Here is a 26107-nt window from a genome sequence, read left to right on the forward strand (position 1 = left end):
CAATTCAGTGATTCGTGGTAGAGCCATGCGACTGACCACCAAAGGCCGTTACGCCGTTACCGCCATGCTCGATCTGGCGTTGCACGCGCAGCACGGTCCCGTATCCCTGGCCGATATTTCCGAGCGGCAAGGTATTTCCCTGTCCTACCTGGAGCAACTGTTCGCCAAGCTGCGGCGCGGCAATCTGGTGTCCAGCGTGCGTGGGCCGGGCGGTGGCTATCAGCTGTCGCGCGACATGCGCGGCATTCAGGTGGCTCAGGTGATCGATGCGGTCAACGAGTCGGTGGATGCCACCCGTTGCCAAGGGCAGGGCGATTGCCATGCCGGTGACACCTGTCTGACCCATCACCTGTGGTGCGACCTCAGTCAGCAGATTCACGAGTTCCTCAGCGGCATCAGCCTGGCCGATCTGGTCGCGCGCCGTGAGGTACAAGAGGTCGCGTTGCGCCAGGATCAGCGTCGCTGCTCCGGCAGAGGCATTGCGCCGCATTTGGATAAGATTGAAGCGTCTGCCATCGAGTGAGCAGGGCGTTTGCCTGATAGGAGAAGCCTGATGAAATTGCCGATTTACCTCGATTACTCCGCTACCACCCCGGTCGATCCGCGTGTGGCGCAGAAGATGAGCGAGTGCCTGCTGGTCGATGGTAACTTCGGCAACCCGGCTTCGCGTTCCCACGTGTTCGGCTGGAAGGCCGAAGAAGCGGTGGAAAACGCTCGCCGCCAGGTCGCCGAGCTGGTTAACGCCGACCCGCGCGAGATCGTCTGGACCAGCGGCGCGACCGAGTCCGACAACCTCGCCATCAAGGGCGTGGCGCACTTCTACGCCAGCAAGGGCAAGCACATCGTCACCTCGAAGATTGAGCACAAGGCGGTGTTGGACACCACCCGTCAGCTCGAGCGCGAAGGTTTCGAAGTCACCTACCTGGAGCCCGGCGAAGACGGTCTGATCACCCCGGCCATGGTCGAAGCCGCGCTGCGCGACGACACCACGCTGGTGTCGGTGATGCACGTCAACAACGAGATCGGCACCATCAACGACATCGCCGCCATCGGCGAGCTGACCCGCTCGCGCGGCGTGCTGCTGCATGTCGATGCGGCGCAGTCCACCGGCAAGGTGGAGATCGACCTGGACAAGCTCAAGGTCGACCTGATGTCCTTCTCCGCGCACAAGACCTACGGCCCGAAAGGCGTCGGCGCCCTCTACGTACGACGCAAGCCGCGCGTGCGCCTGGAGGCCCAGACTCACGGCGGCGGCCACGAGCGCGGCATGCGCTCCGGCACCCTGGCCACCCACCAGTGCGTCGGTATGGGCGAGGCCTTCCGTATCGCCAAGGAAGAAATGGCTGCGGAAAACCAGCGCGTCAAAGCCCTGCGCGATCGTTTCTACCGCCAGCTCGAAGGCATGGAGGAGCTGTACGTCAACGGCAGTCTGACCGCTCGCGTGCCGCACAACCTCAACCTGAGTTTCAACTACGTCGAGGGCGAGTCGCTGATCATGGCGCTCAAGGACCTCGCCGTGTCGTCCGGTTCCGCCTGCACCTCGGCTTCCCTGGAGCCGTCCTACGTGCTGCGCGCCCTGGGCCGCAACGACGAACTGGCGCACAGCTCGATCCGCTTCACCTTCGGCCGCTTCACCACCGAAGAGGAAGTCGACTACGCCGCCGCCAAGGTGCGCGAGGCGGTGGACAAGCTGCGCGAACTGTCGCCCCTGTGGGATATGTTCAAAGAAGGTGTCGACCTTTCCTCCGTGGAATGGGCAGCACACTGATAGCTGCCAAGGCGGATCGCTCGATGGGCGATCCCGCCTGAAGAGCGGCACCTGATGAGAGAGGAAGTACACCATGGCTTACAGTGACAAGGTCATCGACCACTACGAAAATCCGCGCAACGTCGGCAAGCTGAATGCCGAAGACCCGGACGTCGGCACCGGCATGGTCGGTGCGCCGGCCTGCGGCGACGTGATGCGCCTGCAGATCAAGGTCAACGAGAGCGGCGTGATCGAAGACGCCAAGTTCAAGACCTATGGCTGCGGTTCTGCCATCGCCTCCAGCTCCCTCGCCACCGAGTGGATGAAGGGCAAGACCCTGGACGAGGCCGAGAGCATCAAGAACACCCAGCTGGCCGAAGAACTGGCGTTGCCGCCGGTGAAGATCCACTGCTCGGTGCTCGCCGAGGACGCCATCAAGGCGGCCGTGCGCGATTACAAGCAGAAGAAAGGCTTGCTCTAAAGACGAGGTTTGCAATGGCCATCACCATGTCTGAAGCGGCGGCTCGCCACGTGCAGCGCTCCCTCGATGGGCGCGGCAAGGGCGCGGGCATTCGCCTCGGTGTGCGCACCACCGGTTGTTCGGGTCTGGCCTACGTGCTCGAGTTCGTCGACGAACTGGCGGCCGAGGATCAGGTGTTCGAGAGTCACGGCGTCAAGGTGATCATCGACCCCAAGAGCCTGGTCTACCTCGACGGCACCGAGCTGGACTTCGTCAAGGAAGGCCTCAACGAGGGCTTCAAGTTCAATAACCCCAACGTGCGCGGCGAATGCGGCTGCGGCGAGAGCTTCAACGTCTGAGGCTATTGCGTGGGTACTCCTTGTCATTTCGCCCTGTTCGAGCTGCAGCCGAGTTTTCGTCTCGATCTCGAACAATTGGCCGCGCGCTACCGCGAGCTGGCGCGCCAGGTTCACCCAGATCGTTTCGCCGACGCCGGCGAGCGCGAGCAGCGTCTGGCGCTGGAGCGCTCGGCCAGCCTCAACGAGGCCTACCAGGTGCTGAAGACGCCGTCGCAACGCGCGCGCTACCTGCTGGCCCTGGGCGGCCCCGAGCTGCCGCTGGAGGTGACGGTGCAGGATCCGGACTTCCTCCTGCAGCAGATGCAGCTGCGCGAGGAGTTGGAGGAGCTGCAGGACGACGCCGACCTGGCTGGGGTGGCCGCCTTCAAGCGCCGCCTCAAGGGTGCGCAGGAGCAGCTCAACGATAGCTTCGCCGCCTGCTGGGACGACGACGCCCGGCGCGAGGAGGCCGAGCGCCTGATGCGCCGCATGCAGTTCCTCGACAAGCTCTCCCATGAAGTGCGCCAGTTAGAAGAGCGCCTCGACGATTAACCCGTGGGTTGCCCCGGCAGCCTGCCTGATGATTTCAAGAAGACCATGGCCTTATTGCAGATCGCCGAGCCAGGGCAGAGCCCGCAACCCCATCAGCGTCGGCTGGCGGTGGGTATCGACCTGGGCACCACCAATTCTCTGGTCGCCGCCGTGCGCAGCGGCCTGGCCGAGCCCATCGCCGATGCCGCTGGCAAGGTCATCCTGCCGTCGGCCGTGCGTTATCACGAAGGCAGCGTCGAGGTCGGCGAGTCGGCCAAGCTGGCGGCCGCCCGCGACCCGCTCAATACCGTGCTGTCGGTCAAGCGCCTGATGGGTCGTGGGATCGCCGACGTGCATCAGCTCGGCGAGCAGATGCCCTATCGCTTCGCGGTCGGCGAGTCGCATATGCCCTTTATCGAGACGGTGCAGGGCGCCAAGAGCCCCGTCGAAGTCTCCGCGGAAATCCTCAAGGCGCTGCGCCTGCGCGCCGAGCAGAGCCTGGGCGGCGAGCTGGTCGGGGCGGTGATCACCGTGCCGGCCTATTTCGACGATGCCCAGCGTCAGGCCACCAAGGACGCCGCGCGCCTGGCCGGCCTCAACGTCTTGCGTCTGCTCAACGAGCCGACTGCCGCCGCTGTGGCCTACGGCCTGGATCAGAAGGCCGAGGGCGTGGTGGCGATCTACGACCTGGGCGGCGGTACTTTCGATATTTCCATCCTGCGCCTGACCGGCGGCGTATTCGAGGTGCTGGCCACCGGCGGCGACAGCGCCCTGGGCGGCGACGATTTCGATCACGCCGTGGCGGACTGGATCATCCAGCAGGCCGGCCTGTCCAGCGACCTCGACCCGGCGACCCAGCGCAGCCTGCTGCAAACCGCCTGTGCGGCCAAGGAAGGGCTGACCGCCGCCGACGGCGTCGAGCTGGCGCATGGCGACTGGCGCGGCACGCTGTCGCGCGCGCAGTTCGAGGCGCTGATCGAGCCGATGCTGGCGCGCAGCCTGAAGGCCTGCCGCCGTGCCGTGCGCGACTCCGGCGTCGAGCTGGAGGAGGTCAGCGCGGTGGTCATGGTCGGCGGCTCCACGCGGGTGCCGCGGGTGCGCGAAGCGGTCGGCGAGCTGTTCGGCCGCACGCCGCTGACCAATATCGACCCGGATCAGGTGGTGGCCATCGGCGCCGCGATCCAGGCCGACACCTTGGCTGGCAATCATCGTGGCGACGGCGAAGAGCTGCTGCTGCTCGACGTGATCCCGCTGTCGCTCGGCCTGGAAACCATGGGCGGGCTGATGGAGAAGCTGATCCCGCGCAACACCACCATTCCGGTGGCGCGCGCTCAGGACTTCACCACCTACAAGGATGGCCAGACGGCCATGATGATCCACGTGCTGCAGGGCGAGCGCGAGCTGATCGCCGACTGCCGCTCCCTGGCGCGCTTCGAGCTGCGCGGCATCCCGCCGATGGTGGCCGGCGCGGCGAAGATCCGCGTGACCTTCCAGGTCGATGCCGACGGTCTGCTCAGCGTCGCCGCCCGCGAGTTGGGGGCCGGGGTGGAGGCGAGCATTCAGGTCAAGCCGTCCTACGGCCTGACCGACGGCGAGATCGCGCGCATGCTGCAGGACTCCTTCCAGAACGCCGGCGACGACAAGGCCGCCCGCGCCCTGCGCGAGCAACAGGTCGACGCCCAGCGCCTGCTGGAGGCGGTCGAAGCGGCGCTGCAGGCCGACGGCGAGCGACTGCTGGATGCCGAGGAGCGCCAGGTCATTGCGCTGCAGATGCAGGAGCTGCGCGAGCTGCTCGACGGCAGCGACGGCCCGGCCATCGAGCGCCAGAGCAAGCGCCTGTCGCAGGTGACCGATGCCTTCGCCGCCCGGCGCCTGGATTCGACGGTAAAAGCCGCGCTGGCCGGGCGCAATCTGAACGAGATCGAGGACTAACTGATGCCGCAGGTCATTTTTCTGCCCCACGAGCGGTTCTGCCCGGATGGCATGGTGGTCGAGGCGGAGCCCGGCGTTTCCATCCTCGAGTTGGCGCACCAGCACCATATCGAGATGGAGAGCGCCTGCGGCGGCGTGTGCGCCTGCACCACCTGCCATTGCATCGTGCGCGAGGGCTTCGACTCGCTGAACGAGGCCGACGAGCTGGAAGAGGATTACCTGGACAAGGCCTGGGGGCTGGAGGCGCAGTCGCGTCTGGCCTGTCAGGCGAAAGTCGGCGAGGAAGACCTCACCGTCGAGATTCCCAAGTATTCGCTTAACCACGCGGCCGAAGCGCCGCATTGATCAGGAAAACAGCATGAGTCTGAAGTGGACCGATGTGCTGGAAATCGCCATCCAGCTCAGTGAACGCAAGGCGGATGTCGACCCGCGCTACGTCAATTTCGTCGATCTGCATCGTTGGGTGCTGGAGTTGCCGGATTTCGCCGACGACCCGCAGCGTGGCGGCGAGAAGGTGCTCGAAGCCATTCAGGCGGCCTGGATCGAAGAGCTCGACTGAAACAGGCGCTAATGGCGCCCGCCCTACGCTTTTAACCGGAACCCGCGTATAATTCGCGGGTTTAATTTTTCGCTTTAACCCTAAGTTTCTGGAGCTTCACATGGCCGTTCAACGTACTTTCTCCATCATCAAGCCTGACGCCGTCGCCAAGAACGTCATCGGTGAAATCACCACCCGTTTCGAAAAGGCCGGCCTGCGCGTCGTCGCGTCGAAGATGGTGCAGCTGTCCGAGCGCGAGGCCGCTGGCTTCTACGCCGAGCACAGCGAGCGCGGCTTCTTCAAGGATCTGGTTGCCTTCATGACCTCCGGTCCGGTCATCGTTCAGGTGCTGGAAGGCGAAAACGCCGTTGCCAAGAACCGCGAGCTGATGGGCGCCACCAACCCGAAGGAAGCCGCTGCCGGCACCATCCGCGCCGACTTCGCCGTGTCCATCGACGAAAACGCCGTACACGGTTCCGACTCCGAGGCTTCGGCTGCGCGCGAGATCGCCTACTTCTTCTCCGCTACCGAGCTGTGCGCGCGCATTCGCTGATACGGCGAATGATGCGAGGGTGAAGCCATGACCAATACCACCGGCAAGATCAACCTGCTGGGCCTGACCCAGCCGGAAATGGAACAGTTCTTCGAGTCCATCGGCGAGAAGCGCTTTCGTGCCGGCCAGGTAATGAAGTGGATTCACCACTTTGGCGTCGATGATTTCGCCGCCATGAGCAATGTCGGCAAGGCCTTGCGCGAGAAGCTCGAGGCCTCTGCCGAGATTCGCGGCCCGGAAGTGGTCAGCGAAAATATTTCCGCCGATGGCACGCGCAAGTGGGTGGTGCGCGTGGCGTCGGGCAGCTGCGTGGAAACCGTGTATATCCCGCAGAACGGCCGCGGCACGCTGTGCGTGTCGTCGCAGGCCGGTTGCGCCCTGGACTGCAGTTTCTGCTCCACCGGCAAGCAGGGTTTCAACAGCGACCTGACCAGCGCCGAGATCATCGGCCAGGTGTGGATCGCCAACAAATCCTTCGGCAGCGTGCCGGCGAAGGTCGATCGCGCCATCACCAACGTGGTGATGATGGGCATGGGCGAGCCGCTGCTGAACTTCGACAACGTCGTTTCCGCCATGCAGATCATGATGGACGACCTCGGCTACGGCATCTCCAAGCGCAAGGTGACCCTGTCCACCTCCGGCGTGGTGCCGATGATCGACAAGCTGGCCGAGGTGATCGACGTGTCCCTGGCCCTGTCGCTGCACGCGCCCAACGACGAGCTGCGCAACCAGCTGGTACCGATCAACAAGAAGTACCCGCTGGACGTGCTGCTGGCGGCGTGCAAGCGTTACATCGCCAAGCTCGGCGAGAAGCGCGTGCTGACCATCGAGTACACCCTGCTCAAGGGCGTCAACGATCAGCCCGAGCACGCTGAGCAGATGGTCGCACTTCTGGCCGATGTGCCTTGCAAGATCAACCTGATTCCGTTTAATCCCTTCCCCTTCTCGGGTTACGAGCGGCCGAGCAACAACGCCATCCGCCGTTTCCAGGACCTGTTGCACAAGGCCGGGCACAACGTCACCGTGCGCACCACGCGCGGCGACGATATCGACGCCGCCTGTGGCCAGCTGGTTGGCCAGGTCATGGACCGTACCCGTCGCAGCGAGCGCTATATTGCCGTGCGCCAACTGGGCAGCGAGGCGCAAGAGCCTCGCCCCGCCGCCAATCGAAGCTGAAGAGAGGATGCCCATGACCCTGCGCCCCGCGCTGTTATTGCTAGTTGCCAGTCTGCTTGGCGGTTGTGTGACCACGGGGGATGTCGACCCCATGCGTACGGCGAAGGGGCGCGACGAGGCACGCGATGCTTATGTGCGTCTGGGGATCGGTTATATGCAGAAGGGGCAAACTGAGCGGGCTAAGCGTCCTCTGCGCAGTGCCTTGGAACTTGATCCGTCAAATGCCGATGCGCATGCGGCTCTTGCCTTGGTCTTTCAGGTGGAGATGGAAAGCAAGCTCGCCGACGAGCATTTTCGCAAGGCGCTGTCGCAACGTCCGCAAGATGCCCGCCTGCTGAACAACTACGGTACCTTCCTCTATGAGCAAAAGCGCTACGACGAGGCACTGACCAGTTATCAGCAAGCCTCCGAGGACCCGCTCTACTCGGAGCGCTCGCGTGTTTTCGAGAATATAGGTATGACTTTCCTGGCGTTGGGGCAACGCGAGGAGGCAAAGAAGTATTTCGAGCGCTCCCTGCGTTTGAATAGTCAGCAGCCTCGGGTGCTGCTGGAAATGGCCATGCTTTTTTATGATGCGCGCGAGTACGTACCGGCGCGTGATTACTATGAGAGTTTCAGCACACTCGCGGAACAGAACGCCCGCAGCCTACTGCTCGGTGCGCGTCTGGCGGAGGTCTTCGAGGATCGCGACACGGCCGCCAGCCTGGGCCTGCAATTGCGCCGGCTGTATCCGGCGTCTCAGGAATATCAGCAATACGTTTCGGGGCAACAATGAAAGCGGCGCATAGCGAAGTCACTCAGCCGATGCCGAACAATCCGGGCGAGAGCCTGCGTCAGGCCCGCGAGATCAAGGGCTGGAGCGTCGCCGAAGTGGCGGGGCAGCTCAATCTGACGCCACAACGCCTTAGCCAGCTCGAAGCCGGCGCCTTCGACAAGCTGCCGGGCACCACCTTCGCCCGCGGTTATATCCGCGCCTACGCCAAGCTGCTGGAGCTGGACCAGAACCGTCTGGTGCTGGAGTTCGACCAGTTCACCGGCACCGATGCCAACGGCAGCAGCGTGCACAGCCTCGGGCGCATCGAGGAGCCGGCGCGCTACTCGCAAAGCATTCTGCGTCTGGTCAGTTTCCTGCTGCTGCTGGCCCTGATCGGCGCCGGTTTCCTCTGGTGGCAGGAGCAGGGGCGTCCTGCGCCGGACCTGGCTGGCCTGGGGCTCGAGCAGGTGGAAGTGGACGGCGCCGATGGCACCACCCAGGTGCACTCGCTGGCCGAGCCGGAAGACCAGGCGGTGGTGGCCGCCCAGGGCGGCGAACCGAGCAGCCCGCTGCTGTTGCCGGCCGAGCCGGGAGAAGTCGTGGACGGCGCGGCCGACAGCGCTGCCGAGCAGGCGGCCGTCGAGCCTGCCGCGAGCGAGTCCAGCGCTGCCGTGCCGGCGCCGAGCGAATCCGTGCCCGCACCAGCACCAGCACCGGCGCCTGCGCCCAGCGAGCCGAGCAGCCCTACCAGCGTCGCCCCGGTCGCCCCGGTCGCCCAGTCGCCGGCTGCTGCGGAGCCGGCCGCGCCGGCCGCGCCGGTTGCGCTAGCCGCCGGGCAGGGCGCGCTCAGCGTGCAGTTCAGCGCTGATTGCTGGACCCAGGTCACCGATGCCGACGGCAAGGTGCTGGTCAGCGCGCTCAAGCGCAGCGGCGAGCGCATCGAGCTGACCGGCAAGGCGCCCATGGAACTGCGCCTGGGCTTCGCCCGTGGCGCCCAGGTCAGTTACAACGGCGAGGCGGTCGACGTTTCGCCCTTCATCACGGGCGAGACCGCGCGCCTGAAGCTGGGGTTGTAAAGCATGCATTGCGAATCGCCGATCAAGCGCCGACTGTCGCGCAAGATCTGGGTCGGCTCGGTACCGGTGGGCGGCGATGCGCCGATCGCGGTGCAGAGCATGACCAATACCGACACCAACGACGTGGCCGCCACCGTGGCGCAGATCCGTCGCCTGGAAGATGCCGGCGCCGACATCGTGCGCGTCTCGGTGCCGGACATGGACGCCGCCGAGGCCTTCGGCAAAGTCAAGCAGCAGGTGCGCGTGCCGCTGGTCGCCGACATTCACTTCGATTACCAGATCGCCCTGCGGGTGGCCGAGCTGGGCGTCGACTGCCTGCGCATCAACCCGGGCAATATCGGCCGCGAGGATCGGGTCAGGGCGGTGGTCGAGGCCGCCCGCGACAAGGGCATCCCGATCCGCATCGGGGTCAACGCCGGCTCGCTGGAAAAGGACCTGCAGAAGAAGTACGGCGAACCCACCCCCGAGGCGCTGGTGGAATCCGCACTGCGCCACGTCGAGCACCTGGATCGGCTGAATTTCCCCGACTTCAAGGTCAGCGTGAAGGCCAGCGACGTGTTCATGGCTGTCGCCGCCTATCGCCTGCTGGCCCAGCAGATCGAGCAGCCGCTGCACCTGGGCATCACCGAGGCCGGCGGTCTGCGCTCCGGCACGGTGAAGTCGGCCGTGGGCCTGGGCATGCTGCTGGCCGAGGGCATCGGCGACACCATCCGCATCTCCCTGGCCGCCGATCCGGTGGAGGAGATCAAGGTCGGCTTCGATATCCTCAAGTCGCTGCGCCTGCGTTCGCGTGGGATCAACTTCATCGCCTGCCCGAGTTGCTCGCGGCAGAACTTCGATGTGGTCAAGACCATGAACGAGCTGGAAAGCCGCGTCGAGGATCTGCTGGTGCCGCTGGACGTGGCGGTGATCGGCTGCGTGGTCAACGGCCCCGGCGAAGCCAAGGAGGCGCATATCGGCCTGACCGGCGGTACGCCGAACAACCTGGTCTACATCGACGGCAAGCCCGCCTCGAAACTGACCAACGACAACCTGGTGGATGAGCTGGAACGGCTCATCCGCGACAAGGCGGCCGAGAAGGCCGCCGCCGATGCGGCCGTGATCGTCCGCGGCTGACGCGGCGTTAAGGATTTCCTGTGAGCAAGACCCTGCAAGCCATTCGTGGCATGAACGACATCCTGCCCGAGCAGACCCCGCTCTGGCGTTACTTCGAAGGCCGCGTGGCGAGCCTGCTGGACGGCTACGGCTACCGCCAGATCCGTATGCCCATCGTCGAGTTCACCGAGCTGTTCAAGCGCTCCATCGGCGAGGTCACCGATATCGTCGAGAAGGAGATGTACACCTTCGAGGACCGCAACGGCGACTCCCTGACCCTGCGTCCGGAAGGCACCGCGGCCTGCGTGCGCGCCGTGCTCGAGCATGGCCTGGCCGGCGGCGGACAGACCCAGAAACTCTGGTACATCGGCCCGATGTTCCGCCACGAGCGTCCGCAGAAAGGGCGCTACCGGCAGTTCCACCAGATCGGCGTGGAAGTCTTCAATATCGACGGCCCGGACATCGATGCCGAGCTGATCGTGCTCACCTGGCGCCTGTGGGGCCTGCTCGGCATCCGCGACGCGGTGACCCTGGAGCTCAACAGCCTGGGCACCAGCGAGGCGCGCGCACGTTACCGCGACGCCCTAGTCGACTACCTGTCGGCACGCGCCGAGCGGCTCGACGAGGACAGTCGCCGCCGCCTAGCCAGCAACCCGCTGCGCATCCTCGACTCCAAGGTGGCCGAGACCCAGGCCCTGCTGGTCGACGCACCGAAGCTGGCGGACTACCTGGACGAGGAGTCGCGCGTGCATTTCGCGGGGCTGAAGGCTCGTCTCGACGCCGCCGGCATTCCCTACGTGATCAATCCCAAGCTGGTGCGCGGCCTCGACTACTACAGCAAGACCGTGTTCGAGTGGGTCACCGACAAGCTCGGCGCCCAGGGCACCGTCTGCGCCGGCGGCCGCTACGACGGCCTGGTCGAGCAGATGGGCGGCAAGCCGACGCCGGGCGTGGGCTTCGCCATGGGCATCGAGCGCCTGGTGCTGTTGATCGAGACCCTGGACCAGGTGCCGGCGGAGATTGCCCGCCAGGTCGACCTGTACCTGTGCGCCTTCGGCGAGCCGGCCGAACTGGCCGCCCTGGCCCTGGCCGAGCGCCTGCGCGATCAGCTGCCGGGGCTGCGTCTGCAGCTCAACGCCGGCGGCGGCAGCTTCAAGAGCCAGCTGAAGAAGGCCGACAAGAGCGGCGCGTTGTACGCCCTGGTCATGGGTGAAGACGAACTGGCCCGGCAAGTGGTAGGTTGCAAGCCGCTGCGCGACGACAGCGAACAACAGAACATTGCCTGGGCGGCCCTGGCCGAACACCTGGCAGCCCGTATTTAACAGGTAGTTTTCTCAACGACCTGTCATGGGGTCGAGCGATAGGAGTATTGGGGTGGTTTCGCGTACCGATGAAGAAGAGCTGGCGGTCATCAAGGACTGGTGGCAGCGCAACGGCAAACCCTTGCTGACCGGCGGCGTGCTGGCCCTGGTGGTGGTATTCGGCTGGCAGGGCTGGCAGAAGTACCAGAGCAACCAGGCGCAGGGCGCCTCGCTGATCTACCAGCAACTGCTGGAGACCGCGCTGAACCCGGCTGGCGAGCCCGACGCGGCGAAGGTCGCCGAGCTGGCCGGCAAGCTCAACAACGAATATGCCGGCAGCCACTACGCGCAGTACGGCAGCCTGTTCGTCGCCAAGGTGGCGGTCGAGGCGGGCAAGCTGGACGATGCCGCGGCGGCGCTGCAGGGCGTGCTCGACAAGCCGGCCGATGCCACCCTTGGCGAGCTGGCGCGGCAGCGCCTGGCCCGCGTGCTGGCCGCGCAGGACAAGGCCGAGGAGGCCCTGGCGCTGCTCGCTGGCGAAGCCGATACGGCCTTCCTGGCCAGCCGCGAAGAGCTCAGAGGCGACCTGCTGGTGCAGCTGGGGCGTGCCGACGAGGCGCATGCCGCCTACCAGAAAGCCAAGGCGGCCCTGGCCGAGGACGCCGCCGTCGGTGGCCTGCAGATGAAGCTGGACGACCTGGCAAAAGGGGATGCGTGACGTGATGCGTTGGAAGAATGCCGCACTGCTGGCCCTGGCCGTACTGGCCGTGGGTTGCAGCAGCAATAGCAAGAAGGAACTGCCGCCGGCCGAACTGACCAAGTTCGACGAGGAAGTCGAACTGCGCACCGAGTGGAGCCGCTCGATTGGCGAAGGCCAGGGCGAGACCTTCAACATGCTGGTGCCGGCCATCGACGGCGAGGTGATCTACGCCGCCGACGTCGAAGGCCTGGTGATGGCCCTGGACCGCATGAGCGGCAAGGTGATCTGGCGCAAGAAACTGGACATTCCGGTATCCGGCGCGGTCGGCGCCGGCTACGGCCAGGTCCTGCTGGGCACGCTGAAGGGCGAGGTGATCGCCCTGGACGCCAGCTCCGGCGAGGAGCAGTGGCGTTCGCGGGTGACCAGCGAAGTGCTGGCGGCCCCGGCGAGCAACGGCGACGTGGTCGTGGTGCAGACCCAGGACGACCGCCTGATCGCCTTCGACGCCGATACCGGCAGCCAGCGCTGGATCTTCGAGAACACCCCGGCGGTGCTGACCCTGCGCGGCACCGGCAGCCCGCTGGTGACCAACCGCCTGGTGGTGGCCGGTCTGTCCAGCGGCAAGGTGATCGCGGTGGACGCCCAGCGCGGCCTGCCGGTGTGGGAGCAGCGCGTGGCCATTCCCCAGGGCCGTTCCGAGCTGGAGCGGGTGGTGGATATCGACGGCGGCCTGCTGCAGTCCGGCGGCACCGTCTATGCGGTGAGCTACCAGGGCCGCGTCGCCGCGCTGGACCTGGAGAGCGGCCGCATACTCTGGCAGCGCGAGGCGTCCAGTTCGGTGAACGTGGCGCAGGGCTTCGGCAACGTCTACGTCAGCCTGGCCAACGGCACCGTGGAAGGCATCGACGAGCGCAGCGCCTCGGCGCTGTGGAGCAACGACGCCCTGGCCCGTCGCCAGCTGTCGGCGCCCGAGGTGTTCTCCAGCTACGTCGCGGTCGGCGACCTGGAAGGCTACCTGCACCTGCTGAGCCAGGTGGACGGCCGCTTCGTCGGCCGCGAGCGCATCGACAGCGCCGGCCTGCGCGCCCGTCCGCTGGTGGTGGGCGACTGGCTGTATGCCTTCGGTAACGGCGGCAAGCTGGTGGCGCTGACCATCAAGTGAACCGGCTATGCTGCCAGGTGATCCTGGCGGCAGCCATGAAAGATTCCGGCCGCTGCCCGTGCAGCGGCCTTTGCATTTTATGAAATAACCGAGTGGAGAGCCTGATGGTTCCCGTAATAGCCCTGGTGGGCCGGCCCAATGTCGGCAAGTCCACGCTCTTCAACCGCCTGACCCGCAGCCGCGACGCCATAGTCGGCGACCTCTCCGGTCTGACCCGCGACCGCCAGTACGGCGAGGCGAAGTGGCAGGGGCGCACCTATATCGTGATCGACACCGGCGGTATCTCCGGCGACGAGGAAGGCATCGACGCGAAGATGGCCGAACAGTCGCTGCAGGCCATCGAAGAGGCTGATGCCGTGCTGTTCCTGGTCGACGCGCGCGCCGGCATGACCGCCTCCGACCAGATGATCGGCGAGCACCTGCGCCGGCGTAACAAGCAGAGCTTCCTGGTGGTGAACAAGGTCGACAACCTCGACGTCGACCTGGCCCGCGCCGAGTTCAGCCCGATGGGCCTGGGCGAGCCGCTGGCGATCGCCGGCGCCCATGGCCGCGGCATCACCCAGATGCTCGAGGTGGTGCTCGGCGCCTTCCCCAAGGATGCCGGCGAGCCGGAAGAGGGCACTGAAGAGGAAGAGGTGCTGCAAGGCCAGGAGGCCAAGCGCATCCCCGGGCCGAGCGAGAAGGACGGCATCAAGCTGGCCATCATCGGCCGGCCCAACGTCGGCAAGTCGACCCTGGTCAACCGTATGCTCGGCGAAGAGCGGGTCATCGTCTATGACCAGGCCGGCACCACGCGCGACAGCATCTATATCCCCTTCGAGCGCGACGACGAGAAGTACACCCTGATCGACACCGCCGGCGTGCGCCGCCGCGGCAAGATCTTCGAGGCGGTGGAAAAGTTCTCGGTGGTCAAGACGCTGCAGGCGATTCAGGATTCCAACGTGGTGGTGTTCGTCATGGACGCCCGCGAAGGCGTGGTCGACCACGACCTCAACCTGCTCGGCTTCGTCCTGGAAAGCGGCCGCGCGCTGGTCATCGCCCTGAACAAATGGGACGGCATGGACCAGGGGCAGAAGGATTACGTCAAGACCGAGCTGGAGCGCCGGCTGTTCTTCGTCGACTTCGCCGATATCCACTTCATCTCGGCGCTGCACGGCACCGGCGTCGGCCACCTGTACAAGTCGGTGCAGGCCTCGTTCCAGTCGGCCATCGCCCGCTGGCCGACCAGCCGCCTGACGCAGATTCTCGAGGATGCCGTCAGCGACCATGCGCCGCCCCTGGTCAACGGCCGCCGCATCAAGCTGCGCTATGCCCACCTCGGCGGCGCCAACCCGCCGCTGATCGTGATCCACGGTAACCAGGTCGACGCCGTGCCGCGCGCCTATACCCGTTATCTGGAGAACACCTACCGCCGCGTGCTCAAGCTGGTCGGTACGCCGATCCGCATCGAGTACAAGGGTGGCGAGAACCCCTACGAGGGCAACAAGAACACCCTCACCGACCGTCAGGTGAACAAGAAGCGCCGCCTGATGAGCCACCACAAGAAGGCCGAGAAGAAGCGCAAGGACAAGCGCAAGTAAGCGCCGCCGTCTTGCCCGCCGCTGCCTTGGCGGCGGGCAAGGCATAAGCTTCTTCCCGCTTTTCATAAGCCCTGCTGCTGCCCTTGGCACCGGGCATCGGCTATCCTCGCGGCTTGCTCAAGCCCCCGCAGGAAGTCGCGATGCTCGTCAGCAAACTGCCCAACGTCGGCACCACCATCTTCACCCGCATGTCCCAGCTCGCCGCGGACGTCGGCGCGCTCAACCTGTCCCAGGGCTTTCCCGACTTCGACGGCCCGCAGGCGCTGCGCGAGGCGGTGGCGCGGCATGTGCTGGAGGGGCGCAACCAGTATTGCCCGATGACCGGCCTGCCGGCGCTGCGTCAGCAGGTAGCGGCCAAGATCGCCCGCAGCTACGGCGTGCGGCGCGATGCCGACAGCGAGATCACCATCACCCCCGGCGCCACCGAGGCGATCTTCTGCGCGGTGCAGGCGCTGATCCATCCGGGCGACGAGGCCATCGTCCTCGACCCCTGCTACGACAGCTACGAGCCCTCGGTGGAGCTGGCCGGCGGGCGCTGTGTGCACGTGCCGCTGGCGTTGCCGGACTTCGCCGTGGACTGGCAGCGCCTGGCCGATGCCATCGGCCCGCGCACCCGGCTGATCTTCCTCAACTCGCCGCACAATCCCAGCGGCGCGCTGCTCGCTCGCGCCGACCTGGACCGCCTGGCCGCACTGATCCGCGGCCGCGATATCCATATCGTCAGCGACGAGGTCTACGAGCACCTGATCTACGACGGCATGCGCCATGCCAGCGTGCTGGCCCATGAAGAACTGTACGCGCGCGCCTTCGTGGTCAGCTCCTTCGGCAAGACCTACCACGTCACCGGCTGGAAGACCGGCTACGTGGTGGCGCCGCCTCTGCTGACCGCCGAACTGCGCAAGATCCACCAGTACGTGAACTTCTGCGGGGTGACCCCGCTGCAGCACGCGCTGGCCGACTTTATGGCCGCCTGCCCCGAGCATGTCGAGCAGTTGCCGGCCTTCTACCAGGCCAAGCGCGACCTGTTCTGCGACCTGCTGGCCGGTTCGCGCTTCAGCTTCCGCCGCGCACCCGGCACCTATTTCCAGCTGGTCGACTACTCGGCGATTCGCCCCGAGCTGGACGACGTGGCCATGGCCGAATGGCTGACCCGCGAGCACGGCGTGGCGGCGATTCCGGTGTCGGTGTTCTACCAGAGCCCGCCGGCGGACCTGCGCCTGGTGCGCTTCTGCTTCGCCAAGCGCGAGGAGACCCTGCGCCAGGCCGCCGAAAAGCTCAGTGCGGTGTAGGGTGGATAACCGCGAAGCGTTATCCACCAAAGCTTGGTGGATGTGAAAGGCGACATCCACCCTACGGCGAGTGAAATGAGATGAACGACAAAGCCGATCTCGAACTGGCGCTGGTCCAGACCAGCCTGGCCTGGCACGATGCGGCCGCCAACCGCGCGCACTTCCAGGCGCTGCTGGAACAGGCGCGCGGCGCCGACCTGGTGATACTGCCGGAGATGTTTTCCACCGGCTTTTCCATGGATTCCGCCGCCCTGGCCGAAGCCGAGGACGGCCCGACCACGAGCTGGCTGCGCGAACAGGCGCGTGCCCTCGGCGCGACGATCTGCGGCAGCCTGATCATCCAGGCGGCCGACGGCAGCTACCGCAACCGCCTGCTCTGGGCGCGTCCGGACGGCTCGCTGGCGCACTACGACAAGCGCCATCTGTTTCGCATGGCCGGTGAGCACAAGCATTACGCCGCCGGCGCCGAGCAGGTGCTGCTGGAGCTCAAGGGCTGGCGGGTGCGTCCGCTGATCTGCTACGACCTGCGCTTCCCGGTGTGGAGCCGCGATGCCGGCGGCACCGACCTGCTGCTCTACACTGCCAACTGGCCGGCGGCGCGGCGCCAGCACTGGAACCGCCTGCTGCCGGCGCGGGCCATCGAAAACCTGTGCTATGTCGCGGCGGTGAACCGGATAGGTGCGGACGGCAAGGGCCACGCCTATGCCGGCGACTCGCAGGTGCTGGATTTCCAGGGCGAGCCGCTGCTGGCCGCCGAGGCCGGCGACGGGGTGTTTCGCGTGACCCTCAGTGCCGGCGAACTGGCCGCCTACCGCGAACGCTTTCCGGCGCATCTGGATGCCGATGGCTTCGCCCTGCGCTAGTGCCGGCGGACGATGGCCTGTGTGGTCGAGGCCGTAGGGTGCGCCGCGCGCACCGCTGCTGACGCGGCGCAACCGACGCCAGTAGGACGGCGTGCGGAAATGAAAACGCCGGGCAATGCCCGGCGTTGTCGTTTCGGCGGCGGCGCGATCAGGCCGCCTGTGCCTCGGCCTGGCTCAGGGCGCGGTTCAGCGCGCTGAACAGGGCGCGGAAGCTGGCGGTGGTCAGGTTCTCGTCAATGCCGATGCCGTGCAGGGCGCGGCCGCCGTTGACGCGCAGCTCGATATAGGCCGCGGCCTTGGCATTGGTGCCGGCGCCGATGGCGTGTTCGCTGTAGTCCATGATCTCCACAGCCACCGGCAGGCCGGCCACCAGGGCTTCCAGCGGGCCCTTGCCGATACCGCGCCAGTGCTGGCTTTCGCCGGCGCTGAGCACTTCCACGTCGACCGCGCTGGTGCCGTTCTCTTCCTGCAGGCGGTGGCCTTTCAGGGCGTAGGGCGCGCTGGCCTGCAGGTACTCGGATTCCAGCAGCTGGTAGATCTGCGCCGCGGTCATTTCCAGGCCGAGGCGATCGGTTTCGCGCTGCACCACCTGGCTGAATTCGATCTGCATACGCCGCGGCAGGTTGATGCCGTATTCCTGTTCGAGCAGGAAGGCGATGCCGCCCTTGCCGGACTGGCTGTTGACCCGGATCACCGCCTCGTAGTCGCGGCCGATATCGGCCGGGTCGATCGGCAGGTAGGGCACTTCCCAGACCGCATCGGCCTGTTGCTGGGCGAAGCCCTTGCGGATCGCGTCCTGGTGCGAGCCGGAGAAGGCGGTGTGCACCAGGTCGCCGGCGTAGGGGTGGCGCGGGTGCACCGGAATCTGGTTGCAGTCCTCGACCACCTTGCGCACCGCGTCGATGTCGGAGAAGTCCAGCTGCGGGTCGACGCCCTGGGTGTAGAGGTTCAGCGCCAGGGTCACCAGGCAGACGTTGCCGGTGCGCTCGCCGTTGCCGAACAGGCAGCCCTCGACGCGGTCGGCGCCGGCCATCACCGCCAGCTCGGAGGCGGCGACGCCGGTGCCGCGGTCGTTATGGGTGTGCACGCTGATCAGCACGCTGTCGCGGCGGTCGATATGGCGGCCGAACCACTCGATCTGGTCGGCGTAGTTGTTCGGCGTGGCGCACTCGACGGTGGCCGGCAGGTTGAGGATCAGCTTGCTCGCCGGGGTCGGCTGGAACACCGCGATCACCGCGTTGCACACCTCGACGGCGAAATCGGTCTCGGTCGAGCTGAACACCTCGGGCGAATACTCGAAGCCCCACTGGGTGCCCGGCTGCGCGGCGGCCAGGCGCTTGATGGTCTTGCCGGCGGCCACGGCGATGGCCTTGACGCCGGCCTTGTCCTGATTGAAGACGATCTTGCGGAAGCTCGGCGCGCAGGCGTTGTAGTAGTGGACGATGGCGCGCTTGGCGCCCTTGAGCGACTCGAAGGTGCGTTCGATAAGGTCGTCGCGGGCCTGGGTAAGCACCTGGATGGTCACGTCGTCGGGAATGTGGCCGCCTTCGATCAGTTCGCGGACGAAGTCGAAATCGGTCTGCGAGGCGGAGGGAAAGCCCACTTCGATTTCCTTCAGGCCCACGCCCACCAGGCACTTGAAGAAGCGCATCTTCTTCTCGGCATCCATCGGCTCGATCAGCGACTGGTTGCCGTCGCGCAGGTCGGTGGACAGCCAGATCGGCGCACGGTCGATGATCTTGTCCGGCCAGGTGCGGTCGGGCAACTGGATCTGGGTGAAGGGACGGTACTTCTGCGACGGGTCTTTGAGCATGGTCATGGCGAAATCCTTGGAGCGGCAGCGAAAGGGGGAGCGGCGTGCGGATTCAGCCACGCAGTCGCGGGCTGACCAGACGCAGGCAGGCGTGCTGTCGCAGGAGAATGAGGGTATGGGCGTCGTTCATGGGGCCAACCCTAATGCGCGAGGGTAAAGATGGCAAGCTAGCTGTGAAAAACGCCGTTTCGTTGCGTATGGCATTTGATGGCGAGATTTTATTGCCGATATCTGACGTTATCGCGTGAGGTATTGCCTGGTGCGATATTCGGCAGGCCGAGGCTGCGCGGCGGCCCCATCAGGCGTAGGCTGGTAACTGGCCCGGGGCTTGGTTGCGCCGAACGCGACGGCCCCGCGAGAACCCGGTGGCTCGGCCGGGAGGAGGCATGCCATGGCCAGATTCAGCGCACTCATCGCCTTGTCCCTTGCCCTGGCGCTCGGCGCCTGTGCGCAGCGGCCGGCGCCGGAAGCGCTGCCGTTGGACGAGCGCCTGCAGCAGCTCGGCTATCGCCAGGGCGAGTCGCTGCGCAGCGTGTTGCGCCACGACCTCGACGGCTGGCAGTACCTGGACAAGCAGCACCTGCTGTTCGGCCGCGGCCCGGGGCGGGCCTACCTGGTGAGTTTCACCCGGCCCTGCCACAACCTGAACTTCTCCAGCCTGCTCAGCTACCGCACCACCCTCGGCATGCTGACTCCGCTGGATCACATCCTGGTGCATGACCAGGGCGGCTTTGCCGAGCCCTGCCTGATCGACGAGATCCATGCCCTGGAGCGGATCGCCCGGCATTAGCGCCGATCAGGGAGTGAAGGCGCCGATAAAGATCGCCGGGTCGACCCGCGCGTCGTTGAGGCTGACGTTCCAGTGCAGGTGCGGCCCGGTGGCGCGGCCGGTGGCGCCGACCTTGCCGATATGGCCGCCGCGGGCGATCTGGTCGCCGAGCTTCACGTCGATCTGCGACAGGTGGCAGAACATGCTGATCAGACCCTGGCCGTGGTCGAGGAACACCGTCTTGCCGTTGAAGAAGTAGTCGCCGATCAGGATCACCTCGCCGGCTGCCGGCGCCTTGATCGACGTGCCGCTACCCGCGGCGAAATCCAGGCCCGAGTGCGGGTTGCGCTCCTCGCCGTTGAAGAAGCGGCGCAGGCCGAAGGGGCTGGACAGCGGGCCGTTGACCGGCCGGTCGAACAGCAGGTTGCTCGGCTGGCGCGCGCTGAAGCGCTGGTAGGCGCGGGTCTGCTCGGCCAGTTCGCGCTCGATGCGTTTGAGATTCTCGGCGTTGGGGCTGACCTGCTGCTGGTTCTTGATGGTGATGCGCTGTTCGCGATAGTGCTTGGCGCCGACCTGGAAGCTGTGTGGCCGGCCGTCGACTGCCAGCTGCTGGGCGCCGGGTTTCACCGTCAGCGGGATGCCGACTATGGCGATCCAGCGCTGGCCGTCCTCGCGGATGGTTAGCACCGGCTTGTCCTGGTAGCGCACCTTTGGCGCGCTGGCGGCGTCGCCGAGATCGAGCACGGCGACGCCGCCGGGCACCGGCTTGTTCAACAGGCGGGTGATAAAGCCTTCGGCCTGAGCGGGCAGGGCGAAGGCGGTAAACAGCAGGAAAGCGATCAGGCGCATACGGCTATCCCTGGGGTGGATCGGCGCACGGCGCTTACCCACCCGGCAAAAGGTCAATCGAGCAGCGACAGCGTCGCCGGTTGAATATGGTTGTCCTCGACCCGCACATCCAGCTCGCCCTCGCCCAGGCGGGCCTTGAGGCGTTGCCCCGGGCGGGTCTGCGCGGCGCGGCGCACGGCCTGACCGCGTTCGTCGAGGAGGATGCTGTAGCCGCGGCCGAGGGTGGCCAGCGGGCTGACGATCTGCAGTTGTGCAGCCAGCGCCCCCAGTTGCTGGCGCTGGCTGCGCAGCTGACCCTGCATGGCGCGCGGCAGGCGCGCGGCCAGGCCATCCAGGCGCTGGCGCAGCAGGGCCAGGTTGCGCCCCGGATGCTGGGCGGCGAGACGGGCGTCGAGGCGCGCCAGGCGTTCGCGCTGGTTGATGAGCTGTTGGTTGAAGGCGCGGCGCAGGCGCATGTCCAGATCGTCCAGGCGCTGGGCCTGCTGGCGCAGGCGCTCGCCGGGATGACGCAGACGCCGGCTCACGCCCTCCAGGCGCAGCCGTTCGCGGGCCAGGCGCCCCTGCATGTGCAGCACCAGGCGGCGCTGCAGGTTGTGCAGACGCTGCACCAGCTCGCTGCTGTCGGGGGCCAGCAGCTCGGCGGCGGCCGAGGGCGTCGGCGCGCGCACGTCGGCGACGAAGTCGGCGATGGAAACGTCGGTCTCGTGGCCCACGGCGCTGACGATGGGCGTGACGCAGGCGGCCACGGCGCGCGCCACGGCTTCCTCGTTGAAGCACCACAGGTCTTCCAGCGAGCCGCCGCCGCGGGCCAGGATCAGTGCGTCGAAGCCCTGCGCGTCGGCCAGCTGCAGGGCGCGGACGATCTGCGCGGTGGCCTCGCGGCCCTGCACCGCGGTGGGGATCAGGTTCAGCTGCACCTGCGGCGCGCGGCGGCGGAACACGCTGATAATGTCGCGGATCACCGCGCCGGTGGGCGAGGTGACGATGCCGATGCGCTTGGGATGGGCGGGCAGGGCGAGCTTGCGCTCGGTGGCGAACAGCCCTTCGGCGGACAGCTTTTCCTTGAGCGCTTCGAAGGCCAGGCGCAGGGCGCCGTCGCCGGCCGGCTCGACCGCATCGAGAATCAGCTGGTAGTCGCCGCGGCCCTCGAACAGCGAGACCTTGCCGCGTACCTTCACCGCCAGACCATCGCGCAGCGCCTGGCGTACCCGCGCGGCGTTCTGCCGGAACAGCGCGCAGCGCACCTGGGCCTGGCTGTCTTTGAGGGTGAAGTAGATATGCCCGGAGGCCGGCCGCGCCAGGTTGGAGATTTCCCCCTCGACCCAGATGCTGGCGAACACGTCTTCCAGCAGCAGGCGGGCGCGGTTGTTCAGTTGGCTGACGCTGAGCACCTCGCGGTCGAGGTTCAGGCGGGCAAAGGGATCGTTGATCATGGGCCGGCATGATAAAGGCTTTGCCGTCGCGACCATAGTTGACCGTGGCACCACTGCCGCTAAGCTGCGCGACTTTTCTTCGTATGGAGCACGCCATGGGCGAGAACCAGGCCATCATCGTGCCGCAGATCTCCAGCCTGCCGGGCAACGAGGCGTTGGCGGCGCGCCTGCTGCGCTGGCTGGCGCAGCGCGAGATCGTCCAGGCGCATGTCAGCACCTGCGGGCGCAGTGGCAATCGCATGGCCTTCGCCATTGCCGCGGGTGCGCGGCGGGTGGTCGAGCGCCCGGAGCTGCTGCCGTTCGGCCGGCCAATCAACGGCCTGGAGCTGGTGACCAAGCGCTGCATCTATACCCCGACCCAGGGCTTTGGCGAAGAAGCCGGCTGCCCCGAGTGCCGCCAGGAGATCGGCCCGCCGCTGTTCGACAGCCTGGAACGCTGGTGGCCGGGGGAGACCGACAATTTCGTCTGCCCCGAATGCGGCTTTGAGGACGATATCAACGGCTTCCTGTTCCTGCAGCCCTGCGGCTTCTCCGACCTGGGCCTGGTGTTCAACAACTGGGCGGACGCCGGCTTTCGCCAGGACTTTCTCGACGAACTGGCCGAGCGCATCGGCTTCGCCGTGCGCCTGGTGCGGGTCGACTGCTGAGGGCGGATTAGCCGAGGTCGGGTAGGGCAGGGCGTCTGCTCACTGACCGGTCGGCCGTTTTCTGGTCGCACCTGCCACACTTTGCATTGAGCGGGCGAGGGTGGCTGGGTATAATGCCGCGCTTCTTATTTTCCCGCCCGGGAGCCCGCCATGCTGCGCATCAGCCAAGAAGCACTCACTTTCGACGACGTCCTGCTCATCCCCGGTTATTCCGAGGTGCTGCCCAAGGACGTCAGCCTGAAGACCCGCCTGACCCGCGGCATCGAACTGAATATCCCGCTGCTGTCCGCCGCCATGGATACCGTCACCGAGGCGCGCCTGGCCATCGCCATGGCCCAGGAAGGCGGCATCGGCATCATCCACAAGAACATGACCATCGAGCAGCAGGCCGCCGAGGTGCGCAAGGTCAAGAAGTTCGAGGCCGGCGTGGTCAAGGACCCGATCACCATCGAGGCCGACGCCACCGTGCGCGACCTGTTCGAGCTGACCCGGCAGAACAACATCTCCGGCGTGCCGGTGCTGAGCAATGGCGACCTGGTGGGTATCGTCACCTCCCGCGACGTGCGCTTCGAGAACCGCCTGGACGCCTTGGTGCGCGAGGTGATGACGCCGAAAGAGCGTCTGGTCACCGTCAAGGAAGGCGCCGCCAAGGAAACCGTGCGCGAGCTGCTGCACAAGCACCGCATCGAGAAGGTGCTGATCGTCGACGACGCCTTCACCCTCAAGGGCATGATGACCGTCAAGGACATCGAGAAGGCCAAGGCCTACCCGCTGGCGAGCAAGGACGACCAGGGCCGCCTGCGCGTCGGCGCCGCCGTCGGCACCGGGGCCGACACCGGCGACCGGGTCGCCGCACTGGTCAATGCCGGCGTCGACGTGATCATCGTCGACACCGCCCACGGCCACTCCAAGGGCGTGATCGACCGCGTGCGCTGGGTCAAACAGACCTTCCCGGAAGTCCAAGTCATTGGCGGCAATATCGCCACCGGCGACGCCGCCAAGGCGTTGGTCGAAGCCGGCGCCGACGGCGTCAAGGTCGGCATCGGCCCAGGTTCGATCTGCACCACCCGTATCGTCGCCGGCGTCGGTGTGCCGCAGATCAGCGCCGTGGCCAATGTCGCCGCCGCCCTGGCCGGTAGCGGCGTACCGCTGATCGCCGACGGCGGCATCCGCTTCTCCGGCGACCTGTCCAAGGCCATAGTCGCCGGCGCTTCCGCGGTGATGATCGGCTCCATGCTGGCCGGCACCGAAGAAGCCCCGGGCGAAGTCGAACTGTTCCAGGGCCGTTCCTACAAGGCCTACCGCGGCATGGGCTCGCTGGGCGCCATGGCGCAGGCGCAGGGCTCCTCGGATCGCTACTTCCAGGACTCCTCGGCCGGTGCCGAGAAGCTGGTGCCGGAAGGTATCGAAGGCCGCGTGCCGTACAAGGGCGCCATGGCCGCCATAGTCCACCAACTGATGGGCGGCCTGCGCGCCTCCATGGGCTACACCGGCTGCGCCACCGTCGAGGAGATGCGCACCAAGCCGGAGTTCGTGCGCATCACCGGCGCCGGCATGGCCGAGTCGCACGTGCACGACGTGCAGATCACCAAGGAAGCCCCCAACTATCGGGTTGGTTGATTCGCCGCAATGCTATGAATAACGGGGCTGTTCGATCAGCCCCGTGTCATTTGTGAATACCTACGAGAGACGGCCATGGCCCACGACATTCACGCCCACCGCATCCTGATTCTGGACTTCGGTTCCCAGTACACCCAACTGATCGCCCGCCGCGTGCGCGAGATTGGCGTCTATTGCGAACTGCACCCCTGGGACATGAGCGACGAGGACATCCGCGCCTTTGCCCCGCGCGGCATCATCCTCGCCGGCGGCCCGGAGTCGGTGCACGAAGCCAATAGCCCGCGTGCGCCGCAAGCGGTGTTCGACCTCGGCGTGCCGCTGCTGGGCATCTGCTACGGCATGCAGACCATGGCCGAGCAGCTCGGCGGCAAGGTGGAAGGTTCCGACCTGCGCGAGTTCGGCTACGCCCGCGTCGACGTGGTCGGCAAGAGCCAGCTGCTCGAAGGCATCGAGGACCATGTCGACGCCGACGGCGTGCTCGGCCTCGACGTGTGGATGAGCCACGGCGACAAGGTCACCCGCATGCCCGAGGGCTTCCATATCCTCGCCAGCACCCCGAGCTGCCCGATCGCCGCCATGAGCGACGACGCCCGTCACTACTATGGCGTGCAGTTCCACCCGGAAGTGACCCACACCAAGCAGGGCGGCCGCATCCTCTCGCGCTTCGTCCTGGAAATCAGCGGCTGCGAGGCCCTGTGGACCCCGGCCAACATAGTCGAAGACGCCATCGCCGCGGTGCGCGCCCAGGTCGGCGACGCCAACGTGCTGCTCGGCCTGTCCGGCGGCGTCGACTCCTCGGTGGTCGCCGCGCTGCTGCACAAGGCCATCGGCGACCAGCTGACCTGCGTGTTCGTCGACAACGGCCTGCTGCGCCTGCACGAAGGCGAGCAGGTAATGGCCATGTTCGCCGAGAACATGGGGGTCAAGGTGATCCGCGCCAACGCCGAAGAGCAGTTCCTCAACAACCTGGCCGGCGAAGCCGACCCGGAGAAGAAGCGCAAGATCATCGGCCGCACCTTTATCGACGTGTTCGATGCCGAGGCCAGCAAGCTTCCCAACATCCAATTCCTCGCCCAGGGCACCATCTACCCGGACGTGATCGAGTCGGCCGGCGCCAAGAGCGGCAAGGCCCATGTGATCAAGAGCCACCACAACGTCGGTGGCCTGCCGGAGGAAATGAACCTCAAGCTGGTCGAGCCGCTGCGTGAACTGTTCAAGGACGAAGTGCGCAAGATCGGCCTGGAACTGGGTCTGCCCTACGACATGGTCTACCGCCATCCGTTCCCGGGCCCGGGCCTTGGCGTGCGCATCCTCGGTGAAGTGAAGAAGGAATACGCCGACCTGCTGCGCCGCGCCGACCACATCTTCATCGAAGAACTGCGCAAGGCCGACTGGTATCACAAGACCAGCCAGGCGTTCGTGGTGTTCCAGCCGGTGAAGTCGGTCGGTGTCGTCGGTGATGGCCGTCGCTACGCCTGGGTCGTTGCCCTGCGCGCCGTGGAAACCGTGGACTTCATGACCGCTCGCTGGGCGCACCTGCCCTACGAGCTGCTGGAAACCGTCAGCGGCCGCATCATCAACGAAATCGAAGGCATCTCCCGCGTCACCTACGATGTGTCGAGCAAGCCGCCTGCCACCATCGAGTGGGAGTGATGTCGGGTCCTTCTGGGCTCATTGAGATGTATCGATAGCCAGTTGCAACGTGTTGATTTAAAAGAAAATTTGTTGCAATGGTTATCGAAGCCTATCGCCGATTAGCAGAACGGATTGGCGGTAGCGGGGACGGTAGTAAACAGCGGTCGGATTGAGACCGTTCTGTTTACTATCCGGTCAAAACCGGTCTTTGACGGTAAATCGCTCCTTGGGAAAGCTTGCCCCGTG

26 protein-coding genes are annotated in these 26107 nt (G+C 66.2%); 23 read left to right on the forward strand and 3 right to left on the reverse strand.

Annotation, left to right across the window (positions count from 1 at the left end):
- Positions 1–25 precede the first annotated feature (25 nt).
- From iscR to ACIGKL_RS18765, 19 genes are all read left to right on the forward strand, one after another.
- A complete protein-coding gene (iscR, locus tag ACIGKL_RS18675; protein WP_397487964.1) occupies positions 26–523 on the forward strand; it encodes a Fe-S cluster assembly transcriptional regulator IscR in 498 nt (165 codons plus the stop codon).
- Between the two features lie 30 nt (positions 524–553).
- On the forward strand, positions 554–1768 hold the full coding sequence (locus ACIGKL_RS18680; protein ID WP_397487965.1) for an IscS subfamily cysteine desulfurase: 1215 nt from the start codon (positions 554–556) through the stop codon (positions 1766–1768).
- Between the two features lie 73 nt (positions 1769–1841).
- Positions 1842–2228 carry a Fe-S cluster assembly scaffold IscU gene (iscU, locus tag ACIGKL_RS18685; RefSeq protein ID WP_003246233.1) on the forward strand — a complete coding sequence of 129 codons (387 nt, stop codon included), beginning with the start codon at positions 1842–1844 and terminating at the stop codon, positions 2226–2228.
- 14 nt (positions 2229–2242) lie between these two features.
- Positions 2243–2566: an iron-sulfur cluster assembly protein IscA gene (iscA, locus tag ACIGKL_RS18690; protein WP_106736894.1), complete on the forward strand. Its 324-nt coding sequence runs from the start codon at positions 2243–2245 to the stop codon at positions 2564–2566.
- Positions 2567–2575: 9 nt separating this feature from the next.
- Entirely contained in the window at positions 2576–3097 is a 522-nt protein-coding gene (gene hscB, locus ACIGKL_RS18695; RefSeq protein WP_397487966.1) for a co-chaperone HscB, read from the forward strand.
- Between the two features lie 45 nt (positions 3098–3142).
- On the forward strand, positions 3143–5008 hold the full coding sequence (gene hscA, locus ACIGKL_RS18700) for a Fe-S protein assembly chaperone HscA (RefSeq protein WP_397487967.1): 1866 nt from the start codon (positions 3143–3145) through the stop codon (positions 5006–5008).
- A 3-nt stretch (positions 5009–5011) separates the two neighbouring features.
- Positions 5012–5353, forward strand: a complete 342-nt coding sequence (fdx, locus tag ACIGKL_RS18705) for an ISC system 2Fe-2S type ferredoxin (RefSeq protein WP_397487968.1) — start codon at positions 5012–5014, stop codon at positions 5351–5353.
- 13 nt (positions 5354–5366) lie between these two features.
- On the forward strand, positions 5367–5567 hold the full coding sequence (gene iscX / locus ACIGKL_RS18710) for a Fe-S cluster assembly protein IscX (protein WP_021442757.1): 201 nt from the start codon (positions 5367–5369) through the stop codon (positions 5565–5567).
- A 100-nt stretch (positions 5568–5667) separates the two neighbouring features.
- Complete coding sequence (gene ndk / locus ACIGKL_RS18715) at positions 5668–6099, forward strand: nucleoside-diphosphate kinase (RefSeq protein ID WP_017675177.1); 432 nt, start codon at positions 5668–5670, stop codon at positions 6097–6099.
- 27 nt (positions 6100–6126) lie between these two features.
- On the forward strand, positions 6127–7275 hold the full coding sequence (rlmN, locus tag ACIGKL_RS18720; RefSeq protein WP_397487969.1) for a 23S rRNA (adenine(2503)-C(2))-methyltransferase RlmN: 1149 nt from the start codon (positions 6127–6129) through the stop codon (positions 7273–7275).
- Positions 7276–7288: 13 nt separating this feature from the next.
- Positions 7289–8050, forward strand: coding sequence for a type IV pilus biogenesis/stability protein PilW (pilW, locus tag ACIGKL_RS18725; RefSeq protein ID WP_397487970.1), 762 nt, complete (start codon positions 7289–7291; stop codon positions 8048–8050).
- Positions 8047–9105 carry a RodZ domain-containing protein gene (locus tag ACIGKL_RS18730; protein WP_397487971.1) on the forward strand — a complete coding sequence of 353 codons (1059 nt, stop codon included), beginning with the start codon at positions 8047–8049 and terminating at the stop codon, positions 9103–9105. The genes pilW and ACIGKL_RS18730 overlap by 4 nt, the downstream gene beginning before the upstream one ends.
- Positions 9106–9108: 3 nt before the next feature.
- Entirely contained in the window at positions 9109–10221 is a 1113-nt protein-coding gene (gene ispG, locus ACIGKL_RS18735; RefSeq protein WP_397487972.1) for a flavodoxin-dependent (E)-4-hydroxy-3-methylbut-2-enyl-diphosphate synthase, read from the forward strand.
- A 20-nt stretch (positions 10222–10241) separates the two neighbouring features.
- On the forward strand, positions 10242–11522 hold the full coding sequence (hisS, locus tag ACIGKL_RS18740) for a histidine--tRNA ligase (RefSeq protein WP_397487973.1): 1281 nt from the start codon (positions 10242–10244) through the stop codon (positions 11520–11522).
- 52 nt (positions 11523–11574) lie between these two features.
- Positions 11575–12219, forward strand: coding sequence for a tetratricopeptide repeat protein (locus ACIGKL_RS18745; RefSeq protein ID WP_397487974.1), 645 nt, complete (start codon positions 11575–11577; stop codon positions 12217–12219).
- A complete protein-coding gene (bamB, locus tag ACIGKL_RS18750; protein WP_122108825.1) occupies positions 12212–13363 on the forward strand; it encodes an outer membrane protein assembly factor BamB in 1152 nt (383 codons plus the stop codon). Before ACIGKL_RS18745 ends, bamB begins: the two co-directional genes overlap by 8 nt.
- A gap of 104 nt (positions 13364–13467) precedes the next feature.
- Complete coding sequence (gene der / locus ACIGKL_RS18755) at positions 13468–14943, forward strand: ribosome biogenesis GTPase Der (RefSeq protein ID WP_397487975.1); 1476 nt, start codon at positions 13468–13470, stop codon at positions 14941–14943.
- Between the two features lie 140 nt (positions 14944–15083).
- Positions 15084–16232, forward strand: a complete 1149-nt coding sequence (locus ACIGKL_RS18760) for a pyridoxal phosphate-dependent aminotransferase (protein WP_397487976.1) — start codon at positions 15084–15086, stop codon at positions 16230–16232.
- An 80-nt stretch (positions 16233–16312) separates the two neighbouring features.
- Entirely contained in the window at positions 16313–17095 is a 783-nt protein-coding gene (locus tag ACIGKL_RS18765) for an amidohydrolase (protein ID WP_397487977.1), read from the forward strand.
- A gap of 148 nt (positions 17096–17243) precedes the next feature.
- Here the strand turns inward: ACIGKL_RS18765 and leuA are convergent, their stop codons facing one another.
- On the reverse strand, positions 17244–18914 hold the full coding sequence (gene leuA / locus ACIGKL_RS18770) for a 2-isopropylmalate synthase (RefSeq protein WP_397487978.1): 1671 nt from the start codon (positions 18912–18914) through the stop codon (positions 17244–17246).
- 385 nt (positions 18915–19299) lie between these two features.
- On the opposite strand from leuA, the gene ACIGKL_RS18775 reads away from it, so the two are divergent.
- Entirely contained in the window at positions 19300–19698 is a 399-nt protein-coding gene (locus ACIGKL_RS18775; RefSeq protein WP_397487979.1) for a DUF6491 family protein, read from the forward strand.
- Positions 19699–19704: 6 nt separating this feature from the next.
- On the opposite strand, the gene ACIGKL_RS18780 is transcribed toward ACIGKL_RS18775, so the two are convergent.
- Together ACIGKL_RS18780 and xseA are read right to left on the reverse strand one after the other, a co-directional pair.
- On the reverse strand, positions 19705–20526 hold the full coding sequence (locus tag ACIGKL_RS18780) for a peptidoglycan DD-metalloendopeptidase family protein (protein ID WP_397487980.1): 822 nt from the start codon (positions 20524–20526) through the stop codon (positions 19705–19707).
- A 53-nt stretch (positions 20527–20579) separates the two neighbouring features.
- Positions 20580–21959 (reverse strand): exodeoxyribonuclease VII large subunit, encoded by a 1380-nt coding sequence (gene xseA, locus ACIGKL_RS18785; protein WP_397487981.1) that lies wholly within the window; start codon positions 21957–21959, stop codon positions 20580–20582.
- Positions 21960–22054: 95 nt separating this feature from the next.
- Between xseA and ACIGKL_RS18790 the strand changes: the two genes are divergently transcribed.
- The 3 genes from ACIGKL_RS18790 to guaA all read left to right on the forward strand — a co-directional run bounded on the left by ACIGKL_RS18790 (position 22055) and on the right by guaA (position 25879).
- A complete protein-coding gene (locus ACIGKL_RS18790) occupies positions 22055–22606 on the forward strand; it encodes a sugar ABC transporter ATPase (protein WP_397487982.1) in 552 nt (183 codons plus the stop codon).
- Positions 22607–22756: 150 nt separating this feature from the next.
- Complete coding sequence (gene guaB, locus ACIGKL_RS18795; RefSeq protein ID WP_397487983.1) at positions 22757–24226, forward strand: IMP dehydrogenase; 1470 nt, start codon at positions 22757–22759, stop codon at positions 24224–24226.
- Positions 24227–24301: 75 nt separating this feature from the next.
- Positions 24302–25879 (forward strand): glutamine-hydrolyzing GMP synthase, encoded by a 1578-nt coding sequence (guaA, locus tag ACIGKL_RS18800; RefSeq protein ID WP_397487984.1) that lies wholly within the window; start codon positions 24302–24304, stop codon positions 25877–25879.
- Positions 25880–26107 lie beyond the last annotated feature (228 nt).

The organism is Pseudomonas sp. NPDC077186, assembly GCF_044543505.1.
Classification (GTDB): domain Bacteria; phylum Pseudomonadota; class Gammaproteobacteria; order Pseudomonadales; family Pseudomonadaceae; genus Aquipseudomonas.

Bases quoted from the DNA above. Each gene is read 5' to 3' on its own strand.
- iscU (WP_003246233.1), top strand. From the start codon at position 1,842: ATGGCTTACAGTGACAAGGTCATCGACCACTACGAAAATCCGCGCAAC.
- fdx (WP_397487968.1), top strand. From the start codon at position 5,012: ATGCCGCAGGTCATTTTTCTGCCCCACGAGCGGTTCTGCCCGGATGGC.
- ACIGKL_RS18775 (WP_397487979.1), top strand. From the start codon at position 19,300: ATGGCCAGATTCAGCGCACTCATCGCCTTGTCCCTTGCCCTGGCGCTC.
- der (WP_397487975.1), top strand. From the start codon at position 13,468: ATGGTTCCCGTAATAGCCCTGGTGGGCCGGCCCAATGTCGGCAAGTCC.
- pilW (WP_397487970.1), top strand. From the start codon at position 7,289: ATGACCCTGCGCCCCGCGCTGTTATTGCTAGTTGCCAGTCTGCTTGGC.
- ACIGKL_RS18730 (WP_397487971.1), top strand. From the start codon at position 8,047: ATGAAAGCGGCGCATAGCGAAGTCACTCAGCCGATGCCGAACAATCCG.
- ACIGKL_RS18680 (WP_397487965.1), top strand. From the start codon at position 554: ATGAAATTGCCGATTTACCTCGATTACTCCGCTACCACCCCGGTCGAT.
- bamB (WP_122108825.1), top strand. From the start codon at position 12,212: ATGCGTGACGTGATGCGTTGGAAGAATGCCGCACTGCTGGCCCTGGCC.
- xseA (WP_397487981.1), bottom strand. From the start codon at position 21,959: ATGATCAACGATCCCTTTGCCCGCCTGAACCTCGACCGCGAGGTGCTC.
- ACIGKL_RS18765 (WP_397487977.1), top strand. From the start codon at position 16,313: ATGAACGACAAAGCCGATCTCGAACTGGCGCTGGTCCAGACCAGCCTG.
- ACIGKL_RS18760 (WP_397487976.1), top strand. From the start codon at position 15,084: ATGCTCGTCAGCAAACTGCCCAACGTCGGCACCACCATCTTCACCCGC.
- ACIGKL_RS18790 (WP_397487982.1), top strand. From the start codon at position 22,055: ATGGGCGAGAACCAGGCCATCATCGTGCCGCAGATCTCCAGCCTGCCG.
- iscX (WP_021442757.1), top strand. From the start codon at position 5,367: ATGAGTCTGAAGTGGACCGATGTGCTGGAAATCGCCATCCAGCTCAGT.
- ACIGKL_RS18780 (WP_397487980.1), bottom strand. From the start codon at position 20,526: ATGCGCCTGATCGCTTTCCTGCTGTTTACCGCCTTCGCCCTGCCCGCT.
- ispG (WP_397487972.1), top strand. From the start codon at position 9,109: ATGCATTGCGAATCGCCGATCAAGCGCCGACTGTCGCGCAAGATCTGG.
- guaB (WP_397487983.1), top strand. From the start codon at position 22,757: ATGCTGCGCATCAGCCAAGAAGCACTCACTTTCGACGACGTCCTGCTC.
- hscA (WP_397487967.1), top strand. From the start codon at position 3,143: ATGGCCTTATTGCAGATCGCCGAGCCAGGGCAGAGCCCGCAACCCCAT.
- iscR (WP_397487964.1), top strand. From the start codon at position 26: ATGCGACTGACCACCAAAGGCCGTTACGCCGTTACCGCCATGCTCGAT.
- guaA (WP_397487984.1), top strand. From the start codon at position 24,302: ATGGCCCACGACATTCACGCCCACCGCATCCTGATTCTGGACTTCGGT.
- ndk (WP_017675177.1), top strand. From the start codon at position 5,668: ATGGCCGTTCAACGTACTTTCTCCATCATCAAGCCTGACGCCGTCGCC.
- iscA (WP_106736894.1), top strand. From the start codon at position 2,243: ATGGCCATCACCATGTCTGAAGCGGCGGCTCGCCACGTGCAGCGCTCC.
- leuA (WP_397487978.1), bottom strand. From the start codon at position 18,914: ATGACCATGCTCAAAGACCCGTCGCAGAAGTACCGTCCCTTCACCCAG.
- rlmN (WP_397487969.1), top strand. From the start codon at position 6,127: ATGACCAATACCACCGGCAAGATCAACCTGCTGGGCCTGACCCAGCCG.